Source organism: Anaerosolibacter sp. (genome assembly GCF_029240175.1).
Classification (GTDB): Bacteria; Bacillota; Clostridia; order Peptostreptococcales; family Thermotaleaceae; genus Anaerosolibacter.
In genome coordinates this window covers 21889-41667 of record NZ_JARBTM010000011.1, presented here as the reverse complement: position 1 = coordinate 41667, position 19779 = coordinate 21889, and the positions used below count along the sequence as shown (strand labels likewise).

The window sequence follows — 19779 nt, the reverse complement described above, 5'->3', positions numbered from 1 at the left end:
ACACGAAATCTATCTTTACTGCTATACTTTACACATAAATATAAAAGGGAATCCGTGGATTCCCTTTTATATTTATGCTTCCTGTTCAATTGTATTAACTCTATTTCTGACTTTTACCATAAAGAATATCAACGCGAATAGTGCTGCTCCGCCCCCTACTGGGTAAGCAATTGCCGCAGAGAGTTTAAAACCTTCTGGAGCCATCAAGATATAAGTTATGCTTACGCCTGTCATAAAGGTAGCCGGAATAGAAGCAATCCAGTGTATCTTTGATTTAATCGCTAGATAAACTGCTGCAGCCCATAATACAATCATCGCCAAGGTCTGATTTGACCATGCAAAATATCTCCAAATAATGTTAAAATCGATCAGCGTTAATCCAAAACCTACTGCAAATAGAGGTAATGCCAACAATAATCTCTTGCTTATCTTCCCTTGTTCAAACCCAATTGCATCGGCGATAACCAATCTGGCACTTCTGAAAGCTGTATCACCCGAAGTAATTGGGCATGCAATTACCCCTAGCACCGCCAAAAGTCCACCAATTGGTCCTAAAAGTGATTTAGAAATCGTATTGACTACTGCTCCCGTACCGCCATTTCCTAATGCTTCATTTAATCCAGGGATTCCATTAAAGAAAGTCATGGCAGCAGCAGCCCAAATGAGGGCAATGATTCCTTCAGCAATCATGGCACCATAAAACACTTGACGTCCATATTTCTCATTGGTCATACATCGAGCCATCATAGGAGATTGAGTGGCATGAAATCCACTAATTGCACCACAGGCTATAGTGACAAAAAGCATTGGCCAAAGAGGAAGTCCTTTTGGATGCATACTTTCTAAAGTGATTTCAGGAATTTGATAACCCTTAATGATCATCATGCTCCCTATTCCCACTGCCATAATTAACAATGCTGCTCCGAATAAGGGATATATTTTCCCAATGATTTTATCCACTGGCATAATCGTTGCTAAAAAGTAGTAAACGATGATGAGCGCCAGCCATACTTTTACATTTTCTATACCAAATAATTTAAGACTGCTCAACAATCCAGCTGGTCCTGTCATAAATACAGTTCCAACAAGGATCAGTAATACAACTGAGAACACTCTCATAATTTTCTTTGCAGAATCCCCTAGATAATATCCCACAATTTCTGAAATACTTTCCCCATTATGTCTGAGTGAGAGCATTCCTGAAAAATAATCATGTACTGCACCTGCAAATATACTGCCAAATACAATCCATAAAAATGCCGCAGGACCGTATAGTGCACCCATTATGGCACCAAAAATCGGTCCCAATCCTGCGATATTCAAAAATTGGATGAGAAATATTTGTTTCCAACTCATGGGTACATAATCAACGCCATCTTCCATGGCTAAAGCAGGCGTAGGTCTATCTTCTTCTACACCAAAAACGCGCTCAACAAATTTTCCATAGGTAAAATACCCTAAAATAAGAACAATAATTGCTACAATAAAACTGATCATTTTTTATCCTCCTTCTTGTGTAATGTTATGAAAGTAATCCTTCAAATGAATTATACCGATTAATTTAACCAATGAATATATGATCTGTCTAGGATGTCGGATTTTATGTTTGAATTGTCGAATGGCGGTGCTCATAACATTTTCCCAATAAAAAAGGAAGCCAGCTTGACTCCCTCATCTATAGGTTCATTATTTCTCTAAATTTATGGGCATTACTTCGGCTTACCGGAATTTTATCCTTTGGGAATCCTTTCATCGTTATTTGATAAGTACCGTGAAACCATTGATCAATCTCTTGAATTTCTTCAAGATTTACCAGAAAACTACGGTGGCTTCGAAAAAAAGGAAAATCCCTTAGTTTTTCTTCTAGCTCGCTTAGGCTAAGATTGGAAACATACTCTCCTTTCCTGGATTTAATCACCGTATTACGCCCCTCAACGCCTATCAACGTGATTTCGGCTGGATCTAAAGGGATATGTTTCCCATTGCAATAAACAGAAATTTTCTGGACAAGCTTAGGTTTGTTTATATATTTTAAAATATCTTCAATATCAATTTTATTGGCATTTTGATTCCTTTTTTGAGTATTTTGAATACGTTCAATCGTACTGGACAGTCTCTCATCCGAAATTGGTTTTAGCAGATAATCAATGGCATTGATTTCAAATGCTTTGATTGCATACTGATCATATGCAGTAATAAATACAATCAGGGGATATATTTCTCGCTTGTAGAGTTCGTTGGCCACATCAAATCCACTCATACCTCTCATTTGAATGTCGAGAAATAGTACATCAGGCTTAGCCTTCATTATAAGCTCGCAAGCCTGTTTCCCGTCATCTGCCTCACCAACAATTTCAATATCACTATATTTTTGAAGCAAATATTTTATTTCTTCCCGAGCCGGTGCTTCATCATCAACTATAATGCAACGCATCACTACACCTCCACTATTGTTTTTCCTTTGGGATTTTCATCGTAACTTTTGTTCCTATACCTACTTGACTACCGATATTCAAGCCATATTCAGCTCCATATTTCGTTTTTAGTCTTTTGTTTACATTCATTAATCCAATATGATTCGTATTTCCCTCTTCACTGAAAAGGCACTGTAGTTTGCTGTGATCCATCCCAATTCCGTCATCCTCAACAACTAACTCTACATAATCTTTATTGTCAGAAGCTCGTATGATTACTGTACCACCTTCCACTTTATTAAAAATGCCATGTTTTACTGCATTCTCAACTACGGGCTGAAGAATTAATGATGGAATCACACAGGTAATATTCTCTGGTATTTCATAAATTATCTTTAATTTTTCTCCAAACCGAGCTCGTTCTAAAGCCAAATAAGATTCAATGTTTTTAATCTCACGCATCAAGTCGATGTCTCCACTGGTAAACTGCAGACTTTGTCTAAAGTAGTCACTTAAATGAATGATCAACGCCCTGGCTTCTTCTGGTTTCGTTCGAATAAAAGATGCGATGGTATTTAATGCATTAAATAAAAAGTGGGGATTAATTTGTGCTTGTAACGCTTTCAATTCAGCTTTAGCCAATAATTTATTCTGATACTCTAGCTTACTAATCTCTATTTGGGTAGAAAACAACTGAGCCAATCCTAGGGCCAATTGGATATCCGTACTTGTGATACCTAATTTATCAGCTTTGTATAGTTTCAGTGTGCCCGCTACTCTATCTCTATCAAAAAGTGGTACAATAACCGCCGATAACAATTTACACTCTTTTCCGTTACAATCTATTTCTTCAGGTGTTCTAGCTACACGATACGCTCCAGAATCGATAACATCTTTGGTGATTTGGGTCAAGATTGGACTCCCAGTTAGATGATGATCACTGCCTTCCCCAATATGGGCTAGTATATGATCTGTATCTGTAATGGCCACAGCTGCAACGTTCGTCATCTCATAGATAATCTCTGCTGTTCTTTTAATGGAGTCCTTATGAAAACCCTTCCGTAAAACAGGCAATGTCTCATTGGCAATCTTTAATGCTAGGTGCGCCTGGGCTGCACCTATTCGTTCATGTTCAATAAAGATATTTTGTGTCATCGCTATAAATATTGAAATTCCTACAGCATTCACAAATACCATAGGGAACCAGATTAGTTCCACTAGATTCAGGGCATCCGGAAATGGCTTGGCCACCACTAGAATGATGATCATCTGTATAATTTCTGCTGCCGCTCCCATTATCAGCGCTCCAACCCAACTAGTCTTCAAGTCTTTAAACATTCGACTGCCATATCCTCCAATGGCGCCTTCTACGATTGTAGAGATTGCACAGGCTACAGCAGTAAATCCTCCGATATCGATTGCCCATCGATGTCCGCTTGCTATGATGCCGCTTAGAATTCCAACCACGGGGCCCCCAAGCCAACCACCCACGAAAACACCAATCACCCGCGAGTTGGCGATAGCTCCATTTACAGGTATTCCAGAATAGGTGCCAATGATGCCAAAGATTCCAAATAAAATGCCCATGGCTATTTTTTCAATGAGCGTTACATCCTTTTTCAGTACCAATCTTTTAAACAAATTACTCTTTGACAATAGGAAAGCAAGTATAATTATCATTGCACCCCTATTCATCAAACTATTCATTAATTCAATAACCATGTTTTCAACCTCTTTCAGTTAAAGTTTATTCTATTTCATTATACATAAAAAGAAGACAATTCTCAAAATTGTCTTCTTTAAATATCATCCAAATTATTACATGTGATTCAATGTCCAATCAAACTCTGCTAACTAATGCTTATGCTTATTTAATTCATTAAGCAATTTATCTTCTTCGATTCCATATCGTTGTGCAGCGTAACCTACGCTTTTATATAACACACCGCCTCATCCAAAACATCGAATCCCATATTGATTAAAAACTGACTCTGCTTCAGGATGATCTGCTAATATATCTTTGATCATTGTATCCTTTGTAATCATATAAACACCTCCTATCTATAGGATGAGTCCAATGAATTTTTTGATACCGTCGAATTTTTATATATTTTTACTTTTTATACCTTTTTATCATTTCATTTTTAATATCAGTCACATCAATTTCTTTTTCAACCATCAACACTAAAGAATGATAAAGTAAGTCACTCAGCTCCAATATCATCTCCGATTTGCTTTCATTTTTTGCGCTGATAATTACTTCTCCCGCTTCTTCAGCAATTTTTTTTAGTATTTTATTTAGTCCTTTTTCAAATAAATAACTTGTATAGGAACCCTGTTGAGGATTTCTTTTTCTGCTTTTTAACCTTTCAACCAATGATGATATGATTTGTGAATCTTCCTCTTCAGCTGAATCTTTAAATAGGACGGAGTAAAAGCAGCTTTTCTCACCTGTGTGACATGCATTTCCAAACGGTTTTACTTCAACGAGCAGCGTATCCTTATCACAATCATATGAAATTTTTTTTACCGCTTGATAGTTTCCTGATGTCTCGCCTTTGTTCCATAGACATTTTCTACTTCTACTATAAAACCATGTTTTTTTTGTTTCGAAGGTCTTGTATAAAGCTTCTTGATTCATATAAGCAAGCATTAATACCTCTTTGCTTGCAGCATCTTGAACAATAGCTGGAATAAGGCCATTTTCATCATATTTTAATTCTGAAAGAAATTCGCTCATATCAACATCTCCTTACATGAATACCTTTATTGTCAAGGTAACTCTTCAGTTCCCTTATGCGAATATCCCCATAATGGAATACCGATGCTGCTAATGCTGCATCCGCTTTACCATGCTGTAGCACTTGATAGAAATCTTCACTTTTACCTGCCCCACCTGAAGCAATAACAGGTACACGTACTTCCTCAGAAATCTTTCTGGTAATTTCAAGATCATATCCATTTCGAATGCCATCGGTATCAATACAATTGACCACGATTTCACCGGCTCCTAAAGATTCACCTTTTACAGCCCACTCCAATGCATCTATTCCCGTGTTTATCCTTCCACCATGGGTATATATAGTACAACCTTTATCCTCGTTCCTTTTTACGTCCATGGAAAGCACTACACATTGTCTTCCAAATTTTAATGCCGCTGCGGTAATGAGTTGAGGATCTATTACAGCAGCCGAGTTTACTGAAACCTTATCGGCGCCTGCTCTTAATACCCGCTTAAAATCTTCTACTGTTCGAATACCACCACCTATTGTCAACGGTATATACACTGACTCAGCTGTCTGCTCTACGATCTGAAGAAAAATATCTCTTTTTTCACTGGTTGCTGTGATATCATAGAACACTAATTCATCCGCACCCTCATCATTATAATATTTAGCTAAAGTGACTGGATCATTAACATCTGAAAGGTCTTGAAACTTCTTGCCCTTTACAACTCTACCTGCATCCACATCTAAACAAGGAATGATTCTTTTGGCGATCATAGAATCACCTCCTGAATCTCCTCTAGTGTAATCGCACCAGCATATAAAGCCTTGCCAATAATTGCACCGTACATCCCAGAGGATTCTAATTCTTTAATATGTTGCACCGTAGTAATTCCTCCCGATGCGATTACATTTAGCTGCGTCATTTCTTTGAGTTGTTTTAATTCTTTAAAATTTGGGCCTTGAAGCATCCCGTCTTTTGCAATATCCGTATAAACTACAGATTGTATTCCCTTATCTTCAAGCTCTTGTGCAAATGCCAAGGCCGGTTGATTAAGTATCTTCGTCCAACCCTCTACTGCAATATTACCGTTTCTCGCATCCAGCGAAACGATGATATTGTCTCCAAATTCCTTAACAACCTGGTCAACGAAGTCAGTAATCATAACCGCTGAGGTACCTATAATAACTTTTGCTGCACCGAGCTCAAGCATTTCATCTATAACGCCAAGGGTTCGAAATCCGCCTCCAACCTGGACAGGTATATCTGACGCTTGAATTATTTTTCTAATCGTATCTTTATTTTTGCCAAAACCATCCCTTGCCCCGTCAAGGTCAACAACATGAAGATGGGTTGCGCCTTTAGAAGCCCACAGTCCTGCAATTTCTACGGGATCATCAAAATAGATCACTTCCTTATCGAATCTTCCTTGCTCCAATCTTACACACTTTCCACCTAGAATATCTATTGCTGGAAAAATAATCATTTTATCAACTCCCCGAAGTTCCTTAATAATTTTAGCCCTGTGCCACCGCTTTTCTCTGGGTGAAACTGCATACCTATAATATTTCCATTTCTTACAACTGCAGGAACATCTACATCATATTGGGTATTAAATAGAATGTCATCCTTCGCATGGGTGTCCAGATAGTACGAGTGGACAAAATACACATATTCCCCATCTTCAATTCCTCTTCCGAGATCATCATCAAAACGCTTTGATAGCTTATTCCAACCCATATGGGGTATCTTCAACTGGGAGTTAAATTTTACGATCTCACCTTTTAGGAGCCCTAACCCCTCCCATTCACCGTCCTCATAGCTTTTCTCATAAAGGAGCTGCATGCCCAAGCATATACCTAATATTAGCTTCTTTTTTCCTACATTCTCTTTTATGCACTGTGCTAAATCGTTTTTCTTTAACTGTTCCATGGCATCTTTAAATGCACCTACGCCTGGTAATACTATAGCATCACTTTTATCAATCTCTTTTGGGTCGGATGTAATAAGCGATTGAAAGCCTAGATATTGAAAGGCTTTATTTACACTTTTTAAATTCCCAACACCATAATCTACGATGGCAATCATCTTGCACCCCTCCTTGAAGTTCCAAAATTCCAACTATAACTGCCCTTTCGTTGACAGTACGCCAATAATCCTATGATCAACTACACTTGCCTGATCTAATACCCTTCCAAAGCCTTTGAAAATCGACTCAATCATGTGATGACTGTTTTTCCCATACTCCATGGTGATATGGAGGGTTACTTGTGCATGATTTACAAAAGCCCTGAAAAATTCCTCTACAAGAGCAACATCAAACTGCCCCGCACTTTGCTGTAAGAACGATACATCATAATGCAAATAGGCTCTTCCACTTATGTCTATAGAGATACGAGAAAGGGACTCGTCCATTGGCGTATAGACCGTTGCATATCTCCTGATTTTTTGTTTATCACCCAATGCTTTTCGAAAAGCATCTCCTAGAACAATGCCTACATCTTCCACTGTATGATGATCATCCACATGTAGATCCCCTGTACATAATAGGTCAATATCCATAAATCCATGCTTGCACATTGTATCCAACATATGATCAAAGAAACCTATTCCTGTAGATATGCTGCGCCTTCCTTTTCCATAGATCTGTAGTGTCATTTTTATATCTGTCTCCGATGTTTTTCTCTCAATGCTCGACATTCTCATATCAACCCACCACTTTTCTTATTGTCTCAATCATTCGTTCGTTCTCTAATCTCGATCCTATGGTGATTCTCATGGCATTTTTCAACATTGGGTCATTTCTAAATACACGTATGCCAATGCCTTCTTTATCGCAGAAATCTGCGATTTCACTTAGCTTTTCAGACGTTACCAGCACAAAGTTTCCAGCTGAAGGGTAAATGTTTATTTTCTTAATTTCCTGCAGTTTATCCAGTACATATTCTCTTTCTGCTTTGATCGTTTTTATATAACTTAGTACTTTGTCAGCATGACGAAGTGCCAGGCTACCCATAGCTTGAGAAAAACTACTCAAGTTATATGGTGGCAATACGCGATTTAAAATCTCAATAGTGCTCACTCCTGCTATACCATACCCAAGTCGTATATCTGCCAGCCCAAAAGCCTTTGATAAGGTTCTTAAAACAATAAGTCGATCCCATTCATTTACATGACTTGCAATGGTTTCTCCGAAAAATTCATAATATGCTTCATCAACGACAACCATGGCATCAGTTCTTTTAAGTACTTCTATAATGTCGCAGTATGGTATGGTAGCACCTGTAGGGTTATTAGGATTACACAGAAATATCAGCTTCGCCTTGTTTTGAATAGACGCTTCAATAAGCTTTTCCACATCTATTTTGAAATCTTCTTTAGAAGGAATTTCAATGATCCTTCCCCCAGCAATTTTTGTAAAAATACTGTACATGGAGAAAGTAGGTATATGTGTAACCACTGCATCTCCTTTATCCACAAAGGTTTGAATAATGACTTGAATGATTTCATCTGATCCATTGCCGCAAATAATATTCTCTTGCTTCATTCCTACATACTTGGACAAACCCACCTTTAGGCGAACACAATCGGTATCGGGATATCTATTCATCTTCATATCACGAATGATCTCAGCGATTTCCTCCTGGAGTTCTGATACTAAATTAAACGGGTTTTCATTGGCATCCAACCTTACGTTATAGTTGTTTTTACTCGGACTATAGGGTGAGATGACTCGAACTGAATCTTTAATCAAATTTTTCATCCTTTTTCCCTCACTCTGACGGCATTGGCATGGGCGGTTAATCCTTCTTTCTCTGCAAAATAGATAACCTGATCCCTAACTTTTTCCAATGCTTTTCTGTTATAATAAATAATGCTGGATTTTTTTATGAAATCATCGACACCAAGAGGAGAAGAGAACTTTGCTGTACCACCCGTAGGTAAAGTATGATTAGGGCCAGCGAAGTAATCACCCAGTGGTTCTGGGGAATATGCTCCTAAGAAAATCGCACCAGCATTTCTAACTTTGGGCAATGCATCGAATGGAGAAGCAACCATCAATTCCAGATGTTCAGGAGCAATACTATTCACAACATGAAATCCGGTCTCAAGGTTTGGCACGACAAAGATGTAACCATGGTTCTCCAGTGATTTATAAATAATTTCTTTTCTATTTAATAAGGCTGACTGTCTTTTCACTTCCTTTACTACTTCCTCAGCCAAGACTTGTGACGTAGTTACTAATATCACACCTGCTTCTTCATCGTGCTCAGCTTGCGAAAGCAAATCAGCAGCTATATAAACTGGTTCTGATTCATCATCGGCTAATATACATATTTCACTGGGGCCTGCAATCATGTCAATATCTACAGATCCATATACTTTCTTTTTAGCCCTTGCCACATAAGTATTTCCAGGACCCACTATTTTGTCTACAGAAGCTATTGTTACCGTTCCAAAGGCTAGAGCACCTATAGCTTGTGCGCCTCCTACTTTATAGATTTCAGTGATACCGCATATACGGGCTGCTGCCAAAACATATGGATTGATTTTCCCCTCTTTGTCTGGAGGTGATACCATGGCTATAGAATCAACACCAGCAACCAAAGCAGGAATTGCATTCATCAGCACCGTTGATGGATAAGCTGCTTTACCTCCAGGTACATATATGCCAATTCTCTCCAAGGGTGTAACCTTTTGACCAAGAATAATATTTTCACCTTGATTACTAAACCATGAGTTTTGTTTTTGTTTCTCATGATAATCCCAAATATTATCCTTGGCTTCCTTTAAAATTGAAATAAATTCTGGCTCAACCGCTAAAAGTGCTTCTTCAATTTCCTCTACCGATATCGCTATATCCTTAAGCATTGCACCGTCAAACTTTAATGCATAGTCCAGCAAAGCAGCATCTCCTCGACACTTCACCTCACTTAAGATTTGATCCACAATTACATCAATTTCTTCATAGGCCATCTCGCCACGATTAAGATATTTGTTATTTAAATCATTTCTGTTTATATCCTCCAAACAAACGATTTTCATAGGTCAGTCTTCCTCTCTTTTTGATTCGGGCACAGCTGTTGGATCATATTTTCAATAATATCCCCTTTTGTTTTTAAACTTGCTTTATTCACGATGAGTCTCGCACTCACAGGACATATTTCTTCAACAATAACCAAGCCATTCTCCTTTAATGTCGTACCTGTTTCAACAATATCCACGATCGTATCTGCTAACCCCACAAGTGGCGCTAACTCTACAGAACCATTAAGCTTAATGATTTCTACAGATTTTCCTTTACTTTTGAAAAACTCCTTCGCCACATTCACATATTTTGTTGCTACATAGGATTTTTTTTGCTTATTTTCAACACGATCCTTCAAAGCTGCTACTACAAACTTACACTTTCCAAATTCTAAGTCCATCATTTCATACACACTGGCCATAGACTCCATCAATGTATCCTTGCCAACAATTCCAACGTCTGCCGCCCCTTGCTCCACATACGTAGGAACATCATCAGCTTTTACCAATACTAATCTTACTCCACTTTTATGATCTATATGAATCAGCTTTCTGCTGCTGGATGTATAGTCATCAAAGCTTATCCCCATTCCGCCTAAAGCCTTTACAGCTGTATCTGCGAGTCTTCCCTTTGCTACAGCTAGATTGATATATTTTTCCATATCTCCTCCTAATGAATCGATCCAAACAGTTGGCCCATTTCAATTCGTTTCATAAATTCATCAATGGCCCCACCGTATACATGATTGTTTTTTAAGCTTATAACTTTCAACATGTTTCCTTTAATCTCAATAATCTCTTTGATATTTCTAGCAGCAGCATGGAAAATCTGTTCCTTTAAGCTTTCTTTACACCCATCGGTCTCCACTATGAATCCCTTATCTCTCAAATCACTTGCCATACGAAATGCACTCTTTCTATTCTCCTCTTTATACAGTACTAGAAAATCCGTATAACATGGTTTATCATTAAGATTATACATTTCCAACACCTCCATCAATTTATCAACATTTAGCCCAAACCCTACTGCTGGTAATCCCCTTCCATCCGCTTTTATCAACTGGTCATATCTCCCACCACTCAATATGGTCTTTCCATAATCATGGATATAACCTTTAAAAACAATACCCGTGTAATAATGCATAGGATTGATTACGCCAAGATCAATGGTTATATACTTGTCATATCCGTAATCTTTCAGAATAGTGTATACTTTTTCTAAATTCTCAATGGCCTTTTTCATTTCATCATTCTGGATAAGACTGCTGGCTCTTTCAATCACTTTATCTGCTGAGCCATAAAGGCTAGGAATCTCTAGGATGGCTTTTGCAGTTGTATTCTTTATTTTGCATGCCTTTATATAGTCTTTAAGCTCTGCTAAATTTTTTTGCTCTATTAGATACTGAATCTGAGTTTGTTGCCCTTTGCTTATTTCGCATTCATTTAATAAGGCTTTACAAAACCCCACATGACCCATATCGATCTGAAAATCACTTATTTCATTTTTGAGGAGTATCTCAATTGCTATGGCAATGATCTCTCCATCTGCATCTTCCTTATCATTTCCAAGAAACTCTACTCCGGCTTGAATAAACTCCCGTTTCATTCCGTTTTGCTTATCATTCATTCGAAAGATACTGGATACATAACTGTATTTCTGATAGCCGCTCTTACCTGCCGCCATGCGGGCAATAGGAATTGTCATATCCGGCCTCAACACCAGAATTCTCCCTTTTTGATCTATCAGCTTAAACATTTTTTCTTTTGATAGCCCCCCCAATGCTGTAAATGTATCATAATATTCAAAAGCAGGTGTTGATACCTGATGGTATCCATAGCCTTTGAAACTTTTTTTTATTCTATCAATGATCTTTTCTTTGGCAGCATATTCATCACTATGAATATCCATTACGCCTTCAGGAATAAAATCAAAGGAATTTTCCATAGAACCACCTCTTGATTTATTGGTTTATCGCTTTATTGTGTTAAAGCATAAATTAATGATAAGCACTTTTGCTTCTTTTGTCAATACGTAAGAAGATTTTTTTATAAAATTAAAACCGCTTTTTTACAAAAGCGGCATTATCAAACATTACACGATTACTTTGTCAATAGAAATACGCTTATCATGATTACATTGATTACAATGAAACACATGGACACATTGGTCATAAGCGGCATCATCAATTCGCTGGGTAATACTCATGGGGAGGTATGTACTATAATCATCAAAAAAATCTTGAATAGCTCCTGCATTTTCCATTTGTTTCCCACAAGTAGAACACTTAAAGAGGTATGCCACCATAGCATTACAAATTGGGCAAACTAGTTCCATCTTAACGCCTCCAATCAAAATTCTCTTCCTTCATATTTTTCGTTGCCCAATAAAAAAAATTCAGTTAAATTTATACAATTTACACTTCTTTTTCTATATATCCCCTTCTCTTAATTCAAACGTGTCTATTACTTTTTTATCTGCACTTAAATCTGGAAACCACAGTTGGATTTCATCGACGAGGGAACTATTTTGAATATGAAAATCTTTCACATCTTTCCAAGCGGCTCTACTTTCTTCTTCTGTCCATTGTCGCCCATGAATACCTGCTAGACTAATATGAAATATTATTTCGTTTGAGGAGAATTCTCGAACTTGGAATCCTTTCTCTTTCAGTCCCTCATGAATATGTTGATAAATCTCTTTCAATTCTTTGGTCTTTACAATATGAATTGTAATACAATTGTAAGGGCAGGGAATATGGCTAAAGCCACTGGCCATCATTTCAAAAGGACGTACATCTATCAATAGCTCCCCGATTGCTCTCCTAATTTCGTGTATTTCCTCTTGATCTTTGTACGCAATAGCCTCTAGGGTAAGATGAATCTCAGGAAGTTCTCCTTGATGCAAAGCATATTTATCCCAAAGAAATTTCTGTATTTTTTGACTGCAATATAGTAAACTTCCTTTTGGAATCGCAACCAAGTACACTAACTTTTCCATGGCCGACCTCCACTTTTGGTATTTTCAGCTTATCTACACTAGTTTCTATTTGTTTTAGATTTATTTAATACCCCAACTTAATTATCGAAAACTATGGATAGATACGCCAATGTTCTTGCTTTACTTAACACCATTTTAACACTTTTCTAACATGCCTATAATCATAGAATTCCCAATATAGATAAAATATAGAAGAGTACTAGAAACAATTAGGGAGGAATATGCGTGTCAGAAAAGTTATTTTCAAAATCAAAAATTATTCATCCTGTATCAATTTTTTTTAAAAAACTATACCTTGCAAACTGGTTTTATCGATTTATGTGTGATATTCGTTTACCAAATTTATTATCCCACAAAAAAAATAAAAAGTATAGGAATCCCACTGTCCATCAGAAAATTACCAATGCTTTTATATTGATGATGATTTTAATTTTATTTGTCTCAGCATCAACAAATACAGCACTGCTTTTATCAAACCGTAGTCTAAAGAAAGTAGAAGCCATGGTAAACAATCAGATTCTTCTCTCCTCACAAATCCAAGTCCAAAGCTTGCAATTCAATACAATTTATCAGAGATATCTTATGCGTAATTTTTCTGTTTCGGACCTAGAAAAGAAGATTGAAGAAATTGATCAAACGGTTCAGCTTTTTAAAAAATCTTTGGAAATGGATCAGAGTAACAATCATTTATTGCGCATACATAATGAATTAGATAATCTTGAAAACATTTATAAACGCATTCAAGATTATAATAGCAAATTAACGACCGTATATCCATTTGATGCTGATCCTACAAAGGATAGTATTGTACTTCTAACCCTAGACCGAATTGAAAAATTAGTTATATCTTCGAATCTCATACAAGAAACGACATCAGCCCACGCAATCCCAATTTTTAAAGAAATTAGTTCGCGAAACAGCACATATATGTTTTTTTCTATTATCATTGCTTTGGCCGCATTAGGTGTTGCATTGCTTTTCGCAATACGAATATATAGAGAAGTTGTCTCTTTTAGAAATCAAATTCATGATTTAACCCAAGAGCTTGTCCGCGAAACAGATACAATGACTCATATTTCTTCTAGTGTTAAGCTGGATGCAGAGCAATCCAGCGAGCAAATTCTTGGAATGTCAAATACCATAGATTTTCTTGTATCTGGAACCGATGAAATTGCTGCTAGTATTCTTAGAATAGATACAGGTATTCAGCAGGTTACCGAATTGAACAAAGAGCTTGGCGATTCAACGGCTGCTGCGATCGACTTCGTGGCACAAACTCAGCATGATATCAATCATTTTAGCAAAAGACTGGACAATAATATACACGATGTACACCAAGTCGTAGACCTTTTACATGCTGCCATGGAGGAGATTGCGAATACGTCGCAAGAGGTTGCCATTCTTTCAATAAAGATGGATAATATCCGATCTATTCTAACATCCATATCCTCCATTTCTAGGCAGACAAACCTCCTGGCACTAAATGCCTCCATAGAGGCAGCCCGTGCTGGTGAGTATGGCAGAGGCTTTACCGTCGTGGCAGAAGAGATCCGGTCTCTAGCAGACCAATCAGCAAGAAATACATATGAAATTGAGATTATTATCAGTGATCTTATTGGCTTTACAAATATTTCTCTCTCAAAGCTTGATCATAGTACAAAAACTGCTTCCGTCTCACTTCAGGAAACAAAAAAAATAACTCAGGTATTTGATGATGTAAATGAAATTTTCTCAACTATTGTTCACAATATTGATGATATCAAGCATCTTACTGACCGTGTTTCAAGTCATTCTACTACCACATCAAAAAAATCAGAAGAAATCAGAAATTACTCCCAAAGTATTTCTGCAAAAACACAGCAGTTTTTGTCTTCAATTCAACAGTTCGCCCATACTTTAGATGAAATTGGACATAAGACAAAATCCTCCCTTATCCGTAGCCAGGAACAGTTTAACTTAATAGATATACAAAAAGATAATATTGATAACATCTATCAAACTGTAAAACAATTATAAAAATTTGTCTTTAATTATTGATGAGATCATTCAAATATGTGTAAAAAAGCCAAGGGTGACCTTAGCTTTTTTTACTACATAGTCTATTCAAAGTATCTAATATCTCAACATTACTCATATGAGAAGCATTCATGGTGAGCACATATTTTGATTCTCCATACTCTCTCATTTGGCAGGTACTAATTGTCTCCCAAATCTCATCGACGCCTATGAAAACGATTGCCGCTACGTCATGGTCTACTTTATAGGATGGGATTACATCATATCCTTGATTTTCTAGGAGTGTCCTTAATTCTACTAGAGACTCATCTACAGACACTTTGACTTTGGCTATTTTTTCTAGCTTTTTATCAGCTTTCGATGCCAATCCATCAATTACATCCAGGATCTCTTTTTCCGTAAGCTTTGATGCATTCATGGTTAATATAAACTCATTGTTACCAAAGTCTAGCCATTCTAATGATTTTATTTGCTCCCAATCTTCATCTACATTCGACATAATAAACACAGATGTTTCTTTGCTTACCTCATGATTCGTGATGACTCTGTGCCCCCTTGCTGCAAGAGCATCAATAATTTGAGTCAAATCTCCTTGCACAGAAATGGTTAGCTTTCTTCCCATTCAAAGACCCTCCCCCTTAAAATATTCTAAATATTATAAATGTTTTATTAATTATATTTAGACATTTCCCTTCTTATCCCTTTATTTATTTTAATAATTTTTAAATCAAAAAATTTTCTTCAATATTTCCTATACTTCACTAGCAGCGCCTTAGAGTAATATAAAATTTTATCTAGGAATATGTATAAATAGTAATGAAATATAGGAGAAGGTGATGACTTGAAGAAAAACTCATTTTTATACGGAACCCTGCTGCTGATTATTGTTAATTTTATCGTTCGTTTTCTAGGTTTTGCTTATAAAATTATCTTGTCTAGAATGATCGGTCCAGAGGGCATTGGCTTGTTTCATCTTGTACACCCTATTTTAATGGTATTTATTACGTTTACAACCGCAGGAATCCCTGTGGCTGTTTCAAAGCTTGTTGCCTCTTATCAGTCTCTTGATAACAAAAGAGGTTGTAACAGAGTACTTGGACTTTCCTTATTGCTTGGCGTTATAGTTAGCATGGTCATGTCCTTTCTCTTACTCTATTTTGCAAAACATATTAGTATAAACTTTCTTAAGAGCCCAGATTCCTATGTGAATATCATAGCCCTTATTCCTGCTGTTCCCTTGATCACTATCTCTTCTATTTTGAGGGGTTATTACTATGGACTAAAAGATGTTCACCCGCCGGGAGTAGCTCAGATTCTTGAGCAAATATTTCGTGTAGCTTTTGTTGTAGGTTTATTATTTGTTTTAAAGCCTCTGACAGCTGTTCACGCTTCTACAATTGCTATTATGGGTATATCGTTTGGAGAGTTCATCGGTTTGCTATGGCTCATGTTTAAATTCAAATATATAGAGGCTCTTAAACTGCAAAAAAGCTACCATATTTTACTAGAAGGAAGTTTAAGCATCCTAGGAAAGATCATCTATATTTCTATTCCTATTACCTTATCAAGAATGATTGGTGTGATTATGCAGTCATTAAATGCAGTATTGATTCCGCAGCGTCTGCAAGTCATAGGCTATAGTTCACAAGAAGCGTTATCTGTATTTGGAAAACTTACAGGTATGGCCATGCCATTATTGTTCCTACCATTCATCGTAACGTCAGCATTGGTTGTGAATATCATTCCCAATGTTTCTGAAGAGATGGCTCAAAAAAATTGGCGGGAAATCGCCATTAAATCTAGTCTAGCAATTCGAATGACTTTATTAGTTTCAATTCCTTTAACTGCTCTTTTTATTTTTTTTGCTGATCCTATCTGTAAGTTTATTTACGCACAGGTTGAAGTGGGCAGATATCTTTCGCTGCTATCATATGCCATGATCTTTCTTAGTTTACACCACACAGTTTCTGGTATTCTTCATGGTATGGGAAAGCAAGTCATGACAACGATTAACTATTTAATCGGTACTGGCCTCCAATTGGTGTGTACATATTACCTTGTGGCAAATCCCCAATTTGGTGTCAATGGTTTCATTATTGGGTTTATTCTGGCAACTTTTACAATGTTTGTACTTAACTATTCAGGCCTGTGTAGAACAGTAAAACTGAAGATTAATGTATTGAATGCTTTCTTCAAACCTTTACTCGCCACGACGATCATGATTTTGTTCATGGTAAATCTCTATCAGTTGCTGGCATTAACTTCTATACATATCGCCCTACGACTAATCCTCAGTATCTGCAGTGGTTTAGCTAGTTATTTAATCGTCATATTTTTCACAGGATGTATCAATTGGAGAACAGTTCAGTATCTATTTAAAAAATAAGTAAAATAATAGACTGATTTAAAACTAGATCATAGTTTTAAATCAGTCTATTATTTTCCCAGAATGCCGTACGCCTCTAAATTCATACCCTAGCCTCAACTAGGTGGGTGTCCTGCCCTTCACTTCTGAAGTCCACTCAAAGGAGGCATTTCATCAATAAAGGAACCCAGACTCCCGAATAAATTCTGTAGGTTGAATTTACAGGGCATCACGTACATCCCAGGGTTTCATCTGTTTTTATTATACATGATTCTTTCAAAATTGAAAAGTCTATAAATCTAGCATTTTGCCCATTTATTACTGATTATGCTAAGATTTATTGATTTCATTGTATAATCCTTACTTTCTTATATTTTGTAATCTTCATAATTTTTTGTTGAATGATATGCATCTATCTTTCTGTTGCAAGAAATTAAGCTGAATTTATATTACATCAACTAGGCTTCCATTTATAATTTGATCAAGAATATCTTCATTAACCGTCTCTTTTTCTAGTAAAGTATCGGCAATCTCATCTAGTAGATGGACATTTTTCTGTAAAATCATTTTGGTTTCTTCATATAATTGATCCATTGTCTTCTTACATTCATCCAGCATTACACGGTCTACACCTGCATTGCTATAATTATTCATGACATCGTAGTTTAATAATCCAGTTGATTGATTCATCCCGAAACGTTTCATCATGGCTACAATAGTAGCCGTTGCTTTTTCAATATCATTGCTCGCCCCAGTTGTGATATTATCTTCTCCTAGAATAATCTCTTCAGCTGCTCTTCCACCTAAAGATATCTTAATTTGGTTTAACATCTCTTTTTTACTTCTACACATTTTATCTGGAGCGATATTCATACTAAAGCCGCCAGCTCCCTTTGTACTAGGAATAATTGTAACCTTGGTTACTCTATTTTCCGGTGCAACCAACTTAGTAATCAAAGCATGTCCTGCTTCATGATAGGCTATCAATCGCCTGTCATCTTGAGAAATCATACTACGATCCTTTTTTTCTTCCCCTGCAATCACAGTATAATATGCTTTATCAATATGCTCATGCTTGATCTGTTCTGCATCTTGTTTTGCAGCCAATATGGCTGCTTCATTTAATAAGGATTCTAGCTCTGCACCACTGAAATATACTGTTTCGTGGGCAAGCCTTCCCAAATCTATCCCTGGTGCCAAGGGTTTTCTATTACTATGAAGTTGTAGTATTTTATGACGTGCATTTACATCCGGAAGCCCTACTTCAATCTGTCTATCAAATCTTCCCGGCCTTAACAACGCCTCATCCAATGTATCCAACCTGTTTGTTGCTGCGATGATAATAATACCCTCATTCTCATTGAACCCTGACATCTCTGTTAACAACGCATTTAAAGTTCTATCATTTTCATCGTTACCATTCATTCCATCCCTTTTTTTACCCAGGGCGTCAATTTCATCAATAAAAATTACACATTTTTGATGCTCTCTTGCTTTTTTAAAAAGACTCCTGATTCTTCCAGCTCCAAGTCCTGCATAAATCTGAACGAAATCAGAACCCGATACTGCATAAAAAGGTACCCCAGCTTCGCCTGCCAATGCTTTTGCCAATAAGGTCTTACCGGTTCCTGGAGGACCATAAAGAATTACACCGCGGGGAATTCGTGCACCGTATTTTGCATACTTTTCAGGGTTTCGGAGAAAATCTACGAGATCCATTATGCTCTCCTTTGCCTCTTCATTCCCTGCTACACTGGCAAAAGTTACTTTAATTTCCTCTTGTGGTGCAGCTTCGATATTTGACATTTTATTGAACTCCATGGAAGTCTGCCTTGAAGATTGCTTTGACATAAATATCGCCATTCCTGCGAAAACCGCGATAAAGCCAACAAGTCCAATTATGTTGGTTATAATAGAATTTGCACTATTTTCCTCAACTTCTACATTATGCATCAATAAAGTTTCTTTGAAACCTTCAGTTCTCGGGTTATCTGTGATAAATTCTTTTCCATTTGCTAATTTACCTTCAATCTTTGGTTCATCAACATAATAAACAGTCTCTACTTTTCCTTCTTTCACTTGAACCATAAAATCTTTGTAAAGAAGAACTACAGGCTTGTCTTTCCCTATAAATTGAAAATAAGCTATACCAGACAGTAAGCTTAAAGATAAAATGATCATAACAGTTATCAATAGTTTTTTATTCATACGAATTTTCATATCTATACCCC

Annotated in this window: 18 protein-coding genes and 1 other RNA gene; 2 read left to right on the top strand and 17 right to left on the bottom strand. The window is 36.8% G+C overall.

Annotated elements, in window-relative coordinates:
• Window positions 1–72: 72 nt before the first annotated feature.
• The 14 genes from K0R93_RS09275 to K0R93_RS09210 form a co-directional block, all read right to left on the bottom strand.
• Window positions 73–1497 carry a carbon starvation CstA family protein gene (locus K0R93_RS09275; RefSeq protein WP_300300336.1) on the bottom strand — a complete coding sequence of 475 codons (1425 nt, stop codon included), beginning with the start codon at window positions 1495–1497 and terminating at the stop codon, window positions 73–75.
• 178 nt (window positions 1498–1675) lie between these two features.
• The gene (locus K0R93_RS09270) at window positions 1676–2434 is read right to left on the bottom strand and encodes a LytR/AlgR family response regulator transcription factor (RefSeq protein WP_300300333.1); all 759 of its coding nucleotides are present in this window, start codon (window positions 2432–2434) and stop codon (window positions 1676–1678) included.
• Window positions 2435–2447: 13 nt separating this feature from the next.
• Complete coding sequence (locus K0R93_RS09265) at window positions 2448–4136, bottom strand: sensor histidine kinase (protein WP_300300330.1); 1689 nt, start codon at window positions 4134–4136, stop codon at window positions 2448–2450.
• Window positions 4137–4527: 391 nt separating this feature from the next.
• Window positions 4528–5154, bottom strand: coding sequence for a bifunctional phosphoribosyl-AMP cyclohydrolase/phosphoribosyl-ATP diphosphatase HisIE (gene hisIE, locus K0R93_RS09260; RefSeq protein WP_300300327.1), 627 nt, complete (start codon window positions 5152–5154; stop codon window positions 4528–4530).
• A 1-nt stretch (window position 5155) separates the two neighbouring features.
• A complete protein-coding gene (hisF, locus tag K0R93_RS09255) occupies window positions 5156–5917 on the bottom strand; it encodes an imidazole glycerol phosphate synthase subunit HisF (RefSeq protein WP_300300324.1) in 762 nt (253 codons plus the stop codon).
• The gene (gene hisA, locus K0R93_RS09250; RefSeq protein ID WP_300300321.1) at window positions 5914–6627 is read right to left on the bottom strand and encodes a 1-(5-phosphoribosyl)-5-[(5-phosphoribosylamino)methylideneamino]imidazole-4-carboxamide isomerase; all 714 of its coding nucleotides are present in this window, start codon (window positions 6625–6627) and stop codon (window positions 5914–5916) included. Before hisA ends, hisF begins: the two co-directional genes overlap by 4 nt.
• Window positions 6624–7229, bottom strand: coding sequence for an imidazole glycerol phosphate synthase subunit HisH (gene hisH / locus K0R93_RS09245; protein ID WP_300300318.1), 606 nt, complete (start codon window positions 7227–7229; stop codon window positions 6624–6626). Before hisH ends, hisA begins: the two co-directional genes overlap by 4 nt.
• A 33-nt stretch (window positions 7230–7262) precedes the next feature.
• Entirely contained in the window at window positions 7263–7847 is a 585-nt protein-coding gene (gene hisB, locus K0R93_RS09240) for an imidazoleglycerol-phosphate dehydratase HisB (protein WP_300300315.1), read from the bottom strand.
• A 1-nt stretch (window position 7848) separates the two neighbouring features.
• A complete protein-coding gene (gene hisC / locus K0R93_RS09235; RefSeq protein WP_300300312.1) occupies window positions 7849–8904 on the bottom strand; it encodes a histidinol-phosphate transaminase in 1056 nt (351 codons plus the stop codon).
• The gene (hisD, locus tag K0R93_RS09230) at window positions 8901–10187 is read right to left on the bottom strand and encodes a histidinol dehydrogenase (protein ID WP_300300309.1); all 1287 of its coding nucleotides are present in this window, start codon (window positions 10185–10187) and stop codon (window positions 8901–8903) included. Before hisD ends, hisC begins: the two co-directional genes overlap by 4 nt.
• Window positions 10184–10831 carry an ATP phosphoribosyltransferase gene (gene hisG / locus K0R93_RS09225; RefSeq protein ID WP_300300306.1) on the bottom strand — a complete coding sequence of 216 codons (648 nt, stop codon included), beginning with the start codon at window positions 10829–10831 and terminating at the stop codon, window positions 10184–10186. Before hisG ends, hisD begins: the two co-directional genes overlap by 4 nt.
• 8 nt (window positions 10832–10839) lie before the next feature.
• Window positions 10840–12114, bottom strand: coding sequence for an ATP phosphoribosyltransferase regulatory subunit (gene hisZ / locus K0R93_RS09220; RefSeq protein WP_300300303.1), 1275 nt, complete (start codon window positions 12112–12114; stop codon window positions 10840–10842).
• Between the two features lie 147 nt (window positions 12115–12261).
• Window positions 12262–12504, bottom strand: a complete 243-nt coding sequence (locus K0R93_RS09215; protein WP_300300299.1) for a hypothetical protein — start codon at window positions 12502–12504, stop codon at window positions 12262–12264.
• A 93-nt stretch (window positions 12505–12597) separates the two neighbouring features.
• On the bottom strand, window positions 12598–13167 hold the full coding sequence (locus K0R93_RS09210; protein ID WP_300300296.1) for a 2'-5' RNA ligase family protein: 570 nt from the start codon (window positions 13165–13167) through the stop codon (window positions 12598–12600).
• Between the two features lie 225 nt (window positions 13168–13392).
• Here K0R93_RS09210 and K0R93_RS09205 point away from each other — a divergent pair, with 225 nt between their 5' ends.
• Complete coding sequence (locus tag K0R93_RS09205) at window positions 13393–15183, top strand: methyl-accepting chemotaxis protein (protein WP_300300292.1); 1791 nt, start codon at window positions 13393–13395, stop codon at window positions 15181–15183.
• Between the two features lie 61 nt (window positions 15184–15244).
• Here the strand turns inward: K0R93_RS09205 and K0R93_RS09200 are convergent, their stop codons facing one another.
• A complete protein-coding gene (locus K0R93_RS09200; RefSeq protein ID WP_300300287.1) occupies window positions 15245–15805 on the bottom strand; it encodes a hypothetical protein in 561 nt (186 codons plus the stop codon).
• A 219-nt stretch (window positions 15806–16024) separates the two neighbouring features.
• Between K0R93_RS09200 and spoVB the strand changes: the two genes are divergently transcribed.
• Entirely contained in the window at window positions 16025–17569 is a 1545-nt protein-coding gene (gene spoVB, locus K0R93_RS09195) for a stage V sporulation protein B (protein ID WP_300300284.1), read from the top strand.
• Between the two features lie 51 nt (window positions 17570–17620).
• Here spoVB and ssrS read toward each other — a convergent pair.
• Window positions 17621–17798: non-coding RNA, 6S RNA (ssrS, locus tag K0R93_RS09190), on the bottom strand.
• A 194-nt stretch (window positions 17799–17992) separates the two neighbouring features.
• Complete coding sequence (locus K0R93_RS09185) at window positions 17993–19768, bottom strand: ATP-dependent metallopeptidase FtsH/Yme1/Tma family protein (RefSeq protein ID WP_300300281.1); 1776 nt, start codon at window positions 19766–19768, stop codon at window positions 17993–17995.
• Between the last annotated feature and the right edge of the window lie 11 nt (window positions 19769–19779).